The organism is Bacillus cereus group sp. BfR-BA-01355 (assembly GCF_022663675.1).
GTDB lineage: Bacteria > Bacillota > Bacilli > Bacillales > Bacillaceae_G > Bacillus_A > Bacillus_A thuringiensis_S.
The window spans coordinates 65,870-79,762 of record NZ_JAKUFY010000012.1 but is presented as its reverse complement, the minus strand read 5'-3'; the positions used below and the strand labels follow the sequence as shown (position 1 = coordinate 79,762).

The following is a 13,893-nucleotide window of genomic DNA, read 5'->3' as shown; positions in this document are numbered from 1 at the left end:
TGAAAAAGTTCCGAGTGCTCAAAGTGAGAAAATTGAAGTTCAAAAAGCGAAAGATTCTCCGTTAGATACGAAGAAAGCGGAAGAGCCAAAGAAAGAAGAGCCAAAGAAAGAAGAACCAAAGAAAGAAGAACCAAAGAAAGAGGAGCAGCCAGCACCACCAACTGGACAGCAAGAAGTGAAAGTAGTTGGAACAACTGGTAAGGTATCTACTTTGGAAATTCATAATAATAAAACGTTAGAATTGGAAATTTCAGCGAAGGGTGCAAGTTATGTAGATGTTAAGGATGATGCGGGTAACGAAATTCTAAACACTACAGTACAAAGCGGTCAAACAGAGAAACGCGATGTATCAACATTAAAAGAAGTACGACTTAATATTGGAAGTGCACCGAATGTTGAAATTAAACTGAATGGCCAAGTGCTTGCTTTCCCGTTAGATCCACAAAAAGAATATCACCAAAGATTGGTGATTAAAAACCAAGGGATAGAGCAACCTGCACAATAACAGTCATCGCTTCGATGACTTTTTTTTCGATGAACAAATGTTTTTGATATGATGGAGGAATAGCTGTGAATTTACCAAATAAAATTACAATATCTAGAATCTTCTTAATTCCAATTTTTATGGTAATTATGTTAGCGCCCTTTGATTGGGGTTCATACAAAATTGGTGATGTTGATTTGCCAATTCAACATTTAGTAGGGGCACTTATCTTTATCATTGCTTCAGCTACAGATTGGATTGATGGACATTACGCAAGAAAGTATAATCTTGTAACGAATTTAGGAAAGTTTCTTGACCCATTAGCTGATAAATTACTTGTTTCAGCAGCACTTATTACATTGGTAGAGATGCAATATGTACCGGCTTGGATTGTTATTGTAATTATCAGTCGTGAGTTTGCTGTAACAGGTTTACGTCTTGTACTTGCTGGAACAGGGGAAGTAGTTGCGGCAAATCAGCTAGGGAAAATTAAGACATGGACACAAATTATTGCGATTGCAGCATATTTATTACACGATGTACCTTTAAATTTAATCCATATTCCAGTTGCTGATATCTTCATATGGATTGCATTAATCTTTACTGTTATTTCAGGATGGGATTATTTCTGGAAAAATAGAGCTGCTTTTGTAAACTCAAAATAGAAGTTTATGGGGGAATTAGGATGAATGCTGAGATTATTGCGGTTGGAACTGAATTATTACTTGGACAAATTGCAAATACAAATGCCCAGTTTTTATCTGAAAAGTTAGCTTCAATTGGAATTAACGTGTACTATCATACTGTTGTTGGTGATAATAATAAGCGACTGCAAAAGGCGATTGAAGCTGCGGAAGAACGTGCTGATATACTTATTTTTACAGGTGGATTAGGACCGACAAAAGATGATTTAACGAAAGAAACGATAGCGGCTAGTTTAGATGAAGCGCTTGTGTATGATGAAAAGGCATTAGCCTTAATAAGTAATTACTTTAAGCGTACAGGCCGTGAATTTACGGAGAATAATAAAAAGCAAGCGCTCGTCTTAAATGGAGCAACAGTATTTGCAAATGACCACGGTATGGCGCCTGGTATGGGGGTAAATAAGAACGGAAAAGTTTATATTTTATTACCAGGGCCGCCAAAAGAAATGAAACCAATGTATGTAAGTTACGTGGAGCCTTTTTTACGTAATTTTACAACAGGAGAAAACATTTATTCCCGTGTGCTTCGTTTCTTCGGTATCGGGGAGTCCCAATTAGAGGTGAAAGTTCAAGATTTAATTGATGGACAAACAAACCCAACAATTGCCCCGCTAGCAAATGATGGAGAAGTGACATTACGTTTAACCGCTAAGCATCAAAATGTTAGCGAAGCGGAGAAACTAATTCAACATGTGGAAGATTTGATTTTAGAAAGGGTAGGAGAATTTTTCTACGGATATGACCAAGAATTTTTGCATTATAAGGCAATCGAGTTATTGAAGAGAAAAGGGTTAACTTTAGCATGTGCAGAAAGTTTAACAGGTGGTCTTTTTGGAAATCAAGTAACTGAAAATGCTGGTGTTTCTTCTGTATTTAAAGGCGGTGTCATTTGTTATCATAATGATGTGAAGCAACATGTATTGCGTGTGCCTGAAGAAGTGTTGCATACTGATGGTGCAGTTAGTAAAGAATGTGCTCGTTATCTTGCTGAAAATGTTAAGGATTTATTAAAAGCGGATATCGGAATTAGTTTCACTGGGGTAGCAGGGCCAGATGCTTCAGAACAGAAAGAGCCAGGAACAGTATTTGTTGGATTGGCGATTAAAGGTGAACAAACTGCAGTTTTTCCTCTTAATTTAAGTGGAAGTCGTCAACAAATTAGAGAACGCTCGACAAAATATGGATTTTATCATTTATATAAAAAGCTAGAAGAGATATAAGTTTCTTCTAGCTTTTTTTATAGTTAAATTACGTATTTATGTAATGGAAAATAAAAAAATCGAATAAATGTTCGATTTTTGTTGGCAAATTGAATTGAAAATAGGTATAATAAGATTAGCAATTCAGTTAAGGAGGAATTTTGAATGAGTGATCGTCAAGCGGCATTAGATATGGCGTTAAAACAAATAGAGAAGCAATTTGGTAAAGGTTCAATTATGAAATTAGGAGAACAAGCGGAACGTAGAATTTCTACAATTTCAAGTGGTTCTTTAGCACTTGATGTGGCATTAGGGGTAGGCGGATACCCACGTGGCCGTATTATCGAAATTTACGGACCTGAAAGTTCAGGTAAAACGACAGTTTCATTACATGCAATTGCAGAAGTACAACGTCAAGGTGGACAAGCAGCATTCATCGATGCGGAGCACGCAATGGATCCTGTATATGCACAAAAATTAGGCGTTAACATAGATGAATTACTATTATCACAGCCTGATACAGGGGAGCAAGGATTAGAAATCGCGGAAGCTCTTGTACGAAGTGGTGCGGTTGACATTATCGTAATTGACTCTGTAGCAGCTCTTGTACCGAAAGCAGAGATTGAAGGCGACATGGGTGACTCACACGTAGGTTTACAAGCACGTTTAATGTCACAAGCACTTCGTAAGCTTTCAGGAGCAATCAACAAATCAAAAACAATTGCAATCTTTATTAACCAAATTCGTGAAAAAGTTGGGGTTATGTTCGGAAACCCAGAAACAACTCCAGGTGGTCGTGCGTTGAAATTCTATTCAACTGTCCGTCTTGAAGTGCGTCGTGCGGAGCAATTAAAGCAAGGTAACGACATCGTTGGTAATAAAACAAAAGTAAAAGTAGTGAAAAATAAAGTAGCGCCACCATTCCGTGTTGCTGAAGTTGATATTATGTACGGAGAAGGTATTTCAAGAGAGGGTGAAATCTTGGATATGGCTTCTGAGCTTGATATCGTTCAAAAGAGCGGTGCTTGGTATTCTTATAATGAAGAACGTTTAGGACAAGGTCGTGAAAATTCGAAGCAATTCTTAAAAGAGAATACGGACTTAAGAGAGGAAATTGCCTTCTTTGTTCGTGATCATCACGGAATTGGTGAAGATTCTGGTGTGGAAGACACGGAAGATGCAACTCTTCAAGATTAAAAAATAAAAGACACGGGTCCCGTGTCTTTTATTTTTTTACCTTCTATTAAAGGGGTATCTATCGTAGTGGTTAAAATATTTTTTTGACTCAAATGGGATGTGTAAAGAGGAATATTCATACGTTTTAAGGGAATAAAATGGTATTTACTAAGGTTTTCCAGGATAGTATGCTATCAATTTTTCAAATTCAGATAACATTAAGGACTGAAGGTAAAGAAAGTAAAAGTAGACAACGCTTGACAATGAAAATTACGATAGATACAATGAGAATGTATATTTTTTCTTATATACGATATACTCTTCTCAAGAAGAGAAGTAATATTCGGAGTAAGGTTTAAATCTTACCGAAATAATAATATGACATTTTAATTGTGAAATGAAGAAAGTCCCTTAAAAAAGCGGGACGACGGTCTTTGCTGTATATTGTAATTTAATGTACATGCCGACAGTCTTTTTTCATTCATAGCAAGGGGAGGTGAAATCATGAGTAGTACAGTTTGGATACTCATCTCCATTTTGCTTGCAACAACAGTCGGTGCAGTTGTTGGCTTTTTTGTTCGAAAGTCTATTGCTGAAGCGAAGATTAATGGTGCGGCTAATGAAGCGAAACGTATTTTAGACGAAGCGAATCGTGAGGCTGAAGCACTTAAGAAAGAAGCGCTTTTAGAAGCAAAGGATGAAATTCATACACTTCGTACAGAAGCTGAATTAGAAATTCGTGACCGTAGAAGCGAATTACAAAAACAAGAAAATCGTTTAATGCAAAAAGAAGAGAACCTTGATCGTAAAGACGAAACGCTCGATAAACGCGAGCAGCAGTTAGAGAAGAAAGAGGAATCTCTTGTAGCGAGACAACAACAGATTGAAGAGTTGGAAAGCAAAGTGGGAGAGTTAGTTCAAAAGCAACAAACAGAATTAGAGCGCATTTCCAATCTGACACGCGAACAAGCGAAAGCAATTATTCTTGGTAAAGTAGAAAATGAAGTTTCTCATGAAATCGCTGTTATGGTAAAAGAAAGTGAAGTTCGCGCGAAAGAAGAAGCGGATAAGAAAGCAAAAGAGATTTTATCTCTTGCAATGCAAAGATGTGCAGCTGATCATGTTGCTGAAACAACCGTTTCGGTTGTAAATCTTCCAAATGACGAAATGAAGGGACGTATTATCGGGCGTGAAGGTCGTAATATTCGTACGTTAGAAACGTTAACGGGTATTGACTTAATTATCGATGATACACCAGAGGCGGTAATTCTTTCTGGATTCGATCCAATTCGTCGTGAAACAGCTCGTATCGCTCTTGATAAACTAGTACAGGACGGACGTATTCACCCAGCGCGTATTGAAGAGATGGTCGAAAAATCAAGACGTGAAGTGGACGAGTATATTCGCGAAGTCGGAGAGCAAACAACGTTTGAAGTGGGTGTTCACGGATTACACCCAGATTTAATTAAAATTTTAGGTCGTTTAAAATACCGTACAAGTTATGGACAAAACGTCTTAAAACACTCTATGGAAGTTGCATATTTAACTGGACTTATGGCAGCAGAGCTTGGTGAGGATGAAAAACTAGCAAGACGTGCTGGTCTATTACATGATATCGGAAAAGCGATTGACCATGAAGTAGAAGGTAGCCACGTTGAAATTGGTGTTGAACTCGCAACGAAATATAAAGAGCATCCTGTAGTTATAAACAGTATCGCATCTCACCATGGTGACACAGAACCAACTTCTATCATTGCAGTTTTAGTTGCAGCAGCAGATGCTTTATCAGCTGCAAGACCGGGAGCTCGTAGTGAAACGCTTGAAAACTACATTCGTCGTCTTGAAAAGTTAGAAGAGATTTCAGAGTCTTATGAAGGCGTTGAAAAATCATTTGCAATTCAAGCAGGACGTGAAGTTCGTATTTTGGTAAAACCAGATACAATCGATGACTTAGAAGCTCATCGTTTAGCTCGTGATATCCGAAAACGTATTGAAAATGAACTGGATTACCCAGGACATATTAAAGTAACTGTTATTCGTGAAACACGTGCAGTGGAATACGCAAAATAAAGTGGTGAAACACCACTTTATTTTTTTGTGTTGGAATTGGATAAAATAAAGACAGTTATTTAGCATAAAAGTGAAACAAACTTATAATAAACATATTATAAGGAATTTACTTGATGCTATAGCAATAAAAAATGCAGTACATAGAAAGGGTAAGACATATGAGAATATTATTTGTTGGGGATGTAGTAGGATCTCCTGGTAGAGGTATGATTCAACAGTACGTACCGGCATTAAAGAAAAAATATACACCTACAGTAACAATCATTAATGGAGAAAACGCAGCAGGTGGCCGTGGGATTACAGAAAAAATATATCGAAACTTTTTAGAGTGTGGGGCACAAGCAGTTACACTTGGAAACCATGCTTGGGATAATCGTGAAGTATTTGAATTCATCGATGATGCAAAATATCTTGCAAGACCAGCTAACTTCCCAGAAGGAACTCCAGGAAAAGGACTTATCTTTGTGAACTGTAATGGAACAGAAGTTGCAGTTATTAACTTACAGGGGCGTACTTTCCTTCCTCCGATTGATTGTCCATTCCGTAAAGTGGATGAATTAATTAATATTGCGAAAAAACGTACGAATATTATCTTTATTGATTTCCATGCGGAGACTACAAGTGAAAAACAAGCGCTAGGTTGGTATGTAGATGGACGTGCTACAGCAGTAGTAGGTACGCATACGCATGTCCCTACAGCGGATAACCGTATTTTACCAAGCGGAACGGCATATATTACAGATGTTGGGATGACAGGGCCATATGATGGAATTTTAGGTATGGACCGAGAAGCAGTATTGAAGAAGTTTTTAACGAACTTACCGGTACGATTTGAAGTAACAAGTGGTAGAACGCAATTAAGTGCAGTGTTAATTGATGTGGATCCAAATACAGGAAAAGCAAAGAAAATTGAGCGCATTTTAATTAATGACGATCAACCATTTTTTGAGTAAATTTCCGTCAAATTTTAGATAAGTTATTATATTTTAATTTTTTAGAAAAATTACGAAAATTTAGCAGGAATACGCGCCATTCCTCGTGAATATAAGTTAAAGTGAAATAATTGCTAATACTTTTTAAAGAAACGAGGAGGAAACGCGGAATGGAAATATTAAAAGTTAAAGCAACGTCGGTCCCTAATTCTGTAGCTGGTGCACTTGCAGGTGTTATTCGCGAACGCGGAACAGCAGAAATTCAAGCTATTGGTGCAGGTGCATTAAACCAAGCGGTAAAGGCAGTAGCAATTGCAAGAGGGTTTGTAGCGCCTAGTGGTTTGGACCTAATTTGTATCCCAGCGTTTACAGATATTATGATTGATGGCGAAGAGCGTACAGCAATAAAATTAATTGTAGAACCTCGTTAAGTTTAAACAACCTGTTTGCAGTATGCAAACAGGTTGTTTTTATAATGGAGGAATGAAAATGAAAATTTTTGATGCTCATTGTGATGTGCTCTTTCAGTTATGGAGTGCAAAGGGAAAAAAGAATTTTAAAAACGATCCGCAATTACATATTACATTTCAACAGTTAAAGGAAAGACAAGGAAGTATACAATGTTTTGCAATATATGTGCCAGAAACAGTGACGTATGAAAAACGATTTGAAGCGGCATTACAAATGATAGATATTTTTTATAATGAAATTCTATCGCTACCAGGTGTGAGATTTATCCGAACGAAAGAGGATATAAATAGATTAAAACAAGACGAGGTTGGCGCGCTATTAACGTTAGAAGGGTGCGAAGCAATTGGCAAAGAAGCGATGAAATTACGTTTGTTTTATCGGTTAGGTGTACGTTCTTTCGGATTAACATGGAACTATGCGAATTTGTTAGCTGATGGGGCGCTAGAGACGCGTGGAGCAGGTTTAACTACTGTTGGTAGACAAGTTGTACAAGAGTTGAATACTTTGCAATTATGGACGGATCTATCACATTTAAATGAGAGAAGTTTTTGGGATGTGATAGAAATTGCAAATAACCCAATTGCATCCCACTCAAATTGTTATAAACTGTGTGAGCATCCACGCAATTTAAATGACGAACAAATTAAAGCGCTTATACAGAGAAATAGCATAATCGGTGTTACTTTTGTACCGCAGTTTCTAACAAGTGAAAGACAAGCAAATATAACAGATATAGTAAAACATATCGAATATATTTGCTCGCTAGGTGGAGAAAACAATATAGGGTTTGGTTCAGATTTTGATGGGATTGTAGATACGGTTGTCAATGTATCTGCCTACGGAGATTATGAAAATGTCATGAATGAGCTTTATAAATACTATGCTGCATCTACTGTAGAAAGATTTTTATATGATAATTTTGTTGAACATATGAGTTTTTAAGTTTTTGGTTTAAAATTCAGAATAATTAAAATTAATTCATTTGATTTTATTGCTTTTTTTAAGACCTAATACTAGAATGAAAAACAAAATAGCTTTATACTAAAGATTCAGGGAAATCAGAAGAGGCATAATTTGCGTCCGTTGTAGTTTATTTGCATAAAAAATGCTAAACTATTACTGTAAAAAAATACACTACAATGAATGCAGCCAAAAGGGGTGTAGGAGATGATTAGTCAACTTTCATGGAAAGTTGGAGGCCAACAAGGTGAAGGAATTGAAAGTACAGGAGAAATCTTCTGTATTGCATTAAACCGATTAGGATATTACCTATACGGTTACCGCCACTTCTCATCACGTATAAAAGGCGGCCATACAAATAATAAAATTCGTGTAAGTACAACAGAAGTACGAGCGATCTCAGATGATTTAGATATTTTAATTGCTTTTGACCAAGAAACAATTGATTTTAACTTCCACGAACTACGTCCAGGTGGAATTGTAGTTGCGGATGCGAAATTTAATCCAACAATACCTGATAATACAGATGTAAATCTATATGTGATACCGTTTACAGATATTGCTTCAGAATTAGGCACATCATTAATGAAAAACATGGTTGCTGTTGGAGCATCAAGTGCAGTATTAGGATTAGACGAAACAGCTTATTTAGATGTTGTTGAAGAAATCTTTGGTCGTAAAGGAGAGCAAGTCGTTCAAAAGAATATGGACGCAATTAAACGCGGCTCTCAATATATGAAAGAATTACTAGGTGAGAAAGTAAACATGATGCAGCTTGAAAAAGCTGATGGTAAAAAACGCATGTTTATGATTGGAAACGACGCAATCGCATTTGGTGCGGTAGCTGGTGGTGCTCGTTTTATGTCAGCATACCCAATCACACCTGCATCAGAAATTATGGAATACTTAATTAAAAAATTACCGAAAGTCGGCGGAACAGTAATCCAAACTGAGGATGAAATCGCAGCTTGTACAATGGCAATCGGTGCAAACTATGCTGGTGTTCGTACATTAACTGCATCTGCTGGTCCTGGTCTTTCATTAATGATGGAAGCAATCGGTTTAGCAGGTATTACAGAAACTCCATTAGTAATTGTTGATACACAACGTGGTGGTCCAAGTACGGGATTACCAACGAAACAAGAACAGTCTGACTTAATGGCGATGATTTACGGTACGCATGGTGAAATTCCAAAAATCGTAATGGCGCCAAGTACAGTTGAAGAAGCTTTCTATGACATTGTAGAAGCATTTAACTTATCTGAAGAATATCAAGTTCCTGTTATTTTCTTAACAGATTTACAGCTTTCGTTAGGAAAACAAACAGTAGAACCACTTAAATTAGATAAAGTGGAAATTCGTCGTGGTAAGCTTGATTTAGAAGCGGAATTACCAGAACGTGAAAATAAAGCATACTTCAAGCGTTATGAAGTAACTGAAGACGGCGTTTCACCGCGTGTTTTACCTGGTATGAAAAATGGTGTTCACCATGTTACAGGTGTAGAACATGATGAAACTGGAAAACCATCGGAATCAGCAATAAACCGTAAAGATCAAATGGACAAACGTTTCCGTAAAATGGAGAACTTGAAGTTTAATACCCCTGTTTATAAAAATGTTAAGCATGAAGAAGCAGACGTATTGCTTGTTGGATTTAACTCAACTCGTGGTGCGATCGAAGAGGCAATGACGCGTTTAGAACAAGAGGGTATGAAAGTAAACCATGCTCATGTACGTTTAATTCACCCGTTCCCAACAGCTGAAATCGATCCACTTGTGAAAAAGGCGAAGCGTGTTGTAGTAGTAGAAAACAATGCAACAGGTCAGCTTGCTAACATTATGAAAATGAATCTTGGTAATGGTGAGAAAATTTCTAGTCTTTTAAAATATGATGGAAACCCATTCTTGCCGAAAGAGATTTACAACGAATGCAAAAAAGGGGTTGTATTAAATGGCAACATTTAAGGACTTTCGTAACAGTGTAAAGCCAAACTGGTGCCCAGGTTGCGGAGACTTCTCAGTGCAAGCTGCAATTCAACGTGCGGCAGCTAACGTTGGTTTAAATCCAGATGAACTTGCTGTTATTTCTGGTATTGGCTGTTCAGGCCGTATTTCAGGTTATATTAATTCATATGGTGTGCATAGTATTCATGGTCGTGCCCTTCCAATTGCACAAGGTGTAAAAATGGCAAATCGTGATTTAACAGTCATCGCTTCAGGTGGTGATGGTGATGGATTTGCGATTGGTATGGGACATACAATCCATTCTATTCGTCGTAATATCGATATTACGTACATCGTAATGGATAACCAAATTTACGGATTAACAAAAGGGCAAACTTCACCACGTAGTGAAGCTGGATTTAAAACGAAAAGCACACCGCAAGGTTCAATTGAACCATCACTAAATGTAATGGAAATGGCTTTAACAGCTGGTGCGACATTTGTGGCGCAAAGCTTTTCGAGTGATTTAAAAGAATTAACACAAATTATTGAAGCTGGTATTAACCATAAAGGATTTTCATTAATTAACGTATTTAGCCCATGTGTTACTTACAATAAAGTAAATACTTACGATTGGTTTAAAGAGAATTTAACGAAACTAAGCACAGTAGAGGGATATGATCCATCTAATCGCATGATGGCTATGCAAACTTTAATGGAAAATAACGGTTTAGTAACAGGTTTAATTTATCAAAATACTAAGCAACCATCATATCAAGAACTTGTTAAAGGCTATAGTGAAGAGCCTTTAGTGAAATCTGATTTAAATATGGATCAGAAAATGTTTGATGAGCTTGTTGCTGAATTTATGTAATATAAGAAGAGGAGGTTGCCATGTGGCAACCTTTTTTTATTAGAAAAATATAGGGTAGTCTTATTTACTTAGAAAATTCAGAATGGTAAAATAATATATAAATCGTTGTATGAAAATGGCAAGTTCATTGCTTATGAAATGTAAGATAATAAAGGGCCTCTGTATTGTTAAAATTGGCGAAACAGGTCATACTATGGTAATGTTTATAGGGATAAAGCAATATGCTTTTGGGTAGGACAACAAGAAATAATAAAAAGGGAATGTCTATTTGCGTGGGGAAGACTTCATTCTTATGAATGATTAGATTGATTACTCAAGTTTCAAAGGACAAGTTATCTCTCAAGCTATCTAACCATTTTTGAGGTGAGTCTAGGCGCATTAAAATGGACTATAGAGTGTGTATAGTTAAGGGTGAAAGGAGATTACCGATGAACGAGCAACAACGATTAGCAAGTCAACAAGCAAATTCCTCTACGAAAAAAGAAGAGAAAGATTATAGTAAATACTTTGAAAGTGTATATCAACCACCTTCCTTAAAGGATGCGAAAAAGCGAGGGAAAGAAGAAGTTAAAATTGAACGGGATTTTGGCTTACCTGAAGAGTTTCGCAATTTTGGTACAGGAAGAAAGTTCTATATTCGTACATATGGTTGTCAAATGAATGAGCATGATACGGAAGTAATGGCAGGTATTTTCACAACGCTTGGATATGAACCAACTTTTTCGACTGAGGATGCAGATGTAGTTTTATTAAATACTTGTGCAATTCGTGAAAATGCTGAAAATAAAGTGTTTGGTGAACTAGGCCATTTAAAGTCACTAAAGCGAAGAAATCCGGACCTTTTAATTGGTGTATGTGGTTGTATGTCTCAAGAAGAATCTGTTGTAAATAAAATTATGCAAAAAAATCAGCATGTAGATATGGTATTTGGAACGCATAATATTCATAGATTACCGTACATTCTAAAAGATGCGATGTTCTCGAAAGAGACGGTAGTTGAAGTATGGTCAAAGGAAGGCGACGTAATTGAAAACCTTCCGAAAGTACGTCGTGGTGATATTAAAGCTTGGGTAAATATTATGTATGGCTGTGATAAGTTCTGTACGTATTGTATTGTACCGTATACGCGCGGAAAAGAGCGGAGCAGACGTCCAGAAGATATTATCCAAGAGATTCGTCATTTAGCTGCGAATGGTTATAAAGAAATTACATTACTTGGACAGAACGTAAATGCATATGGTAAAGACTTTGAAGATGTAGAATACGGTCTTGGTGATTTAATGGACGAACTTCGTAAAGTTGATATTGCCCGTATTCGTTTTACAACGAGCCATCCACGTGATTTCGATGATCACTTAATTGAAGTGCTTGGCAAAGGTGGCAACTTAGTAGAACATATCCATTTACCAGTTCAATCTGGAAGTACAGATATGCTGAAAATTATGGCGCGTAAATATTCACGTGAGCATTATTTAGAACTTGTAAGAAAAATTAAAGAAGCAATTCCAGATGCAGTATTAACAACAGATATTATCGTTGGTTTCCCAAATGAAACAGATGAGCAATTTGAAGAAACGATGTCGTTATATCGTGAAGTAGGATTTGATACTGCCTTTACATTTATTTATTCTCCTCGCGAAGGTACACCAGCTGCAAAAATGAAAGATAATGTACCTATGGAAGTGAAGAAAGAACGTCTTCAACGCTTAAATACACTAGTAAATACGTTGGCAATTGAAAAGAATAGTCGTTACAAAGGTCAAATTGTAGAAGTGTTAGTTGATGGGGAAAGTAAAAATAATCCGGAAGTACTTGCAGGTTATACTCGCACGAATAAACTTGTAAACTTCGTCGCTTCAAAATCTTTAATTGGTCAGCTTGTGAAAGTAAAAGTAACGGAAGCAAAAACTTGGTCTCTTAACGGGGAATTAGTTGAAGAGCCGATTGAGGTGAAATAATAGATGAAAGTATATTCGAAAGATGACATTGTTGAACAAGCAAAAGAATTAGCAAAAATGATTTCTGAAACAGAAGAAGTTGATTTTTTTAAGAAAGCAGAGGCGCAAATTCATAAAAATGAAAATGTAAAGCGCGCAATCGATGAAATTAAAGCACTGCAAAAACAAGCAGTAAACTTGCAGCATTACGGGAAGTGGGAAGCTTTAAAAAAGGTAGAAGCTGAAATTGATGCATTGCAAGATAAGTTAGACAGTATTCCAGTCGTACAAGAATTTAAATCTTCACAAACATATGTAAATGACTTATTACAGTTAGTTGCTAGTACAATTTCTAACAACGTAACAAATGAAATATTAATTTCAACTGGTGGCGATGTACTTAAGGGTGAAACTGGCGCAGCGGTAGAAAGTAAAAAAGGAAATTGTGGTTGTTAAAGAGATGTCATATTGACATCTCTTTTTTTTAGTTGATTAAACGTAAGTTCTTCTCAAAAAAAGAATGACACATTCCGCTATTGTCACGCATATGATTAAGTGAATAGTGATTGAGGAGGGTTACGAATGTCCGAATTTAGAGAGATTATTACAAAAGCAGTGGTTGGAAAAGGACGTAAGTATACAAAGTCAACGCATACATGTGAATCGAATAATGAACCAACAAGTATTTTAGGGTGCTGGGTAATTAACCACTCGTACGAAGCAAGAAAGAATGGGAAGCATGTGGAAATTGAAGGTTTCTATGATGTGAACACTTGGTATTCATTTGATGGAAATACAAAGACTGAAGTTGTAACAGAACGCGTGAACTACACGGACGAAGTAAGCATTGGTTATCGTGATAAAAACTTTTCTGGTGACGATTTAGAAATTATTGCTCGTGTTATTCAGCCACCAAATTGTTTAGAAGCGCTTGTATCACCAAACGGTAATAAAATTGTTGTAACTGTAGAACGTGAATTTGTAACAGAAGTAGTTGGAGAAACGAAAATTTGTGTAAGTGTAAATCCTGAAGGCTGCGTAGAATCAGATGATGATTTCCAAATTGCTGATGATGAATTTGAAGAATTAGATCCGAACTTTATCGTTGATGCAGAAGAAGAGTAATAGAAAGCTAGGGAGAA

At 36.6% G+C, this 13,893-nt stretch carries 13 protein-coding genes; all 13 read left to right on the top strand.

Features of this window, described 5'->3' with window-relative positions:
* On the top strand, positions 1-505 hold a 505-nt coding region (locus MR167_RS06485), incomplete at its 5' end, for a DUF4115 domain-containing protein (protein WP_242314212.1).
* A gap of 65 nt (positions 506-570) precedes the next feature.
* Entirely contained in the window at positions 571-1,149 is a 579-nt protein-coding gene (gene pgsA / locus MR167_RS06480; protein ID WP_001052967.1) for a CDP-diacylglycerol--glycerol-3-phosphate 3-phosphatidyltransferase, read from the top strand.
* A 20-nt stretch (positions 1,150-1,169) separates the two neighbouring features.
* Positions 1,170-2,408, top strand: coding sequence for a competence/damage-inducible protein A (locus MR167_RS06475; RefSeq protein WP_000990684.1), 1,239 nt, complete (start codon positions 1,170-1,172; stop codon positions 2,406-2,408).
* Positions 2,409-2,552: 144 nt separating this feature from the next.
* Entirely contained in the window at positions 2,553-3,584 is a 1,032-nt protein-coding gene (gene recA, locus MR167_RS06470) for a recombinase RecA (protein WP_001283853.1), read from the top strand.
* A 483-nt stretch (positions 3,585-4,067) separates the two neighbouring features.
* Positions 4,068-5,633 (top strand): ribonuclease Y, encoded by a 1,566-nt coding sequence (rny, locus tag MR167_RS06465; protein WP_000099770.1) that lies wholly within the window; start codon positions 4,068-4,070, stop codon positions 5,631-5,633.
* 158 nt (positions 5,634-5,791) lie between these two features.
* A complete protein-coding gene (locus MR167_RS06460) occupies positions 5,792-6,586 on the top strand; it encodes a TIGR00282 family metallophosphoesterase (RefSeq protein ID WP_001221092.1) in 795 nt (264 codons plus the stop codon).
* Positions 6,587-6,735: 149 nt separating this feature from the next.
* Positions 6,736-6,996: a stage V sporulation protein SpoVS gene (gene spoVS, locus MR167_RS06455; RefSeq protein ID WP_000404341.1), complete on the top strand. Its 261-nt coding sequence runs from the start codon at positions 6,736-6,738 to the stop codon at positions 6,994-6,996.
* A 22-nt stretch (positions 6,997-7,018) separates the two neighbouring features.
* Complete coding sequence (locus MR167_RS06450) at positions 7,019-7,978, top strand: dipeptidase (protein ID WP_003279695.1); 960 nt, start codon at positions 7,019-7,021, stop codon at positions 7,976-7,978.
* A gap of 225 nt (positions 7,979-8,203) precedes the next feature.
* Complete coding sequence (locus MR167_RS06445; RefSeq protein ID WP_000625417.1) at positions 8,204-9,961, top strand: 2-oxoacid:acceptor oxidoreductase subunit alpha; 1,758 nt, start codon at positions 8,204-8,206, stop codon at positions 9,959-9,961.
* On the top strand, positions 9,948-10,814 hold the full coding sequence (locus MR167_RS06440) for a 2-oxoacid:ferredoxin oxidoreductase subunit beta (protein WP_000190155.1): 867 nt from the start codon (positions 9,948-9,950) through the stop codon (positions 10,812-10,814). Before MR167_RS06445 ends, MR167_RS06440 begins: the two co-directional genes overlap by 14 nt.
* A gap of 428 nt (positions 10,815-11,242) precedes the next feature.
* Complete coding sequence (gene miaB, locus MR167_RS06435; RefSeq protein ID WP_001005392.1) at positions 11,243-12,772, top strand: tRNA (N6-isopentenyl adenosine(37)-C2)-methylthiotransferase MiaB; 1,530 nt, start codon at positions 11,243-11,245, stop codon at positions 12,770-12,772.
* A gap of 3 nt (positions 12,773-12,775) precedes the next feature.
* Entirely contained in the window at positions 12,776-13,207 is a 432-nt protein-coding gene (locus tag MR167_RS06430; RefSeq protein WP_242314210.1) for a YlbF/YmcA family competence regulator, read from the top strand.
* Between the two features lie 126 nt (positions 13,208-13,333).
* Complete coding sequence (gene cotE, locus MR167_RS06425; RefSeq protein ID WP_001288799.1) at positions 13,334-13,876, top strand: outer spore coat protein CotE; 543 nt, start codon at positions 13,334-13,336, stop codon at positions 13,874-13,876.
* Positions 13,877-13,893: the final 17 nt, after the last annotated feature.

Excerpts from the sequence above, each read along its gene's own strand:
- MR167_RS06445 (WP_000625417.1), top strand. The coding sequence starts at position 8,204 with ATGATTAGTCAACTTTCATGGAAAGTTGGAGGCCAACAAGGTGAAGGA.
- MR167_RS06450 (WP_003279695.1), top strand. The coding sequence starts at position 7,019 with ATGCAAACAGGTTGTTTTTATAATGGAGGAATGAAAATGAAAATTTTT.
- MR167_RS06440 (WP_000190155.1), top strand. The coding sequence starts at position 9,948 with ATGGCAACATTTAAGGACTTTCGTAACAGTGTAAAGCCAAACTGGTGC.
- recA (WP_001283853.1), top strand. The coding sequence starts at position 2,553 with ATGAGTGATCGTCAAGCGGCATTAGATATGGCGTTAAAACAAATAGAG.
- rny (WP_000099770.1), top strand. The coding sequence starts at position 4,068 with ATGAGTAGTACAGTTTGGATACTCATCTCCATTTTGCTTGCAACAACA.
- cotE (WP_001288799.1), top strand. The coding sequence starts at position 13,334 with ATGTCCGAATTTAGAGAGATTATTACAAAAGCAGTGGTTGGAAAAGGA.
- MR167_RS06460 (WP_001221092.1), top strand. The coding sequence starts at position 5,792 with ATGAGAATATTATTTGTTGGGGATGTAGTAGGATCTCCTGGTAGAGGT.
- spoVS (WP_000404341.1), top strand. The coding sequence starts at position 6,736 with ATGGAAATATTAAAAGTTAAAGCAACGTCGGTCCCTAATTCTGTAGCT.
- miaB (WP_001005392.1), top strand. The coding sequence starts at position 11,243 with ATGAACGAGCAACAACGATTAGCAAGTCAACAAGCAAATTCCTCTACG.
- MR167_RS06430 (WP_242314210.1), top strand. The coding sequence starts at position 12,776 with ATGAAAGTATATTCGAAAGATGACATTGTTGAACAAGCAAAAGAATTA.
- MR167_RS06475 (WP_000990684.1), top strand. The coding sequence starts at position 1,170 with ATGAATGCTGAGATTATTGCGGTTGGAACTGAATTATTACTTGGACAA.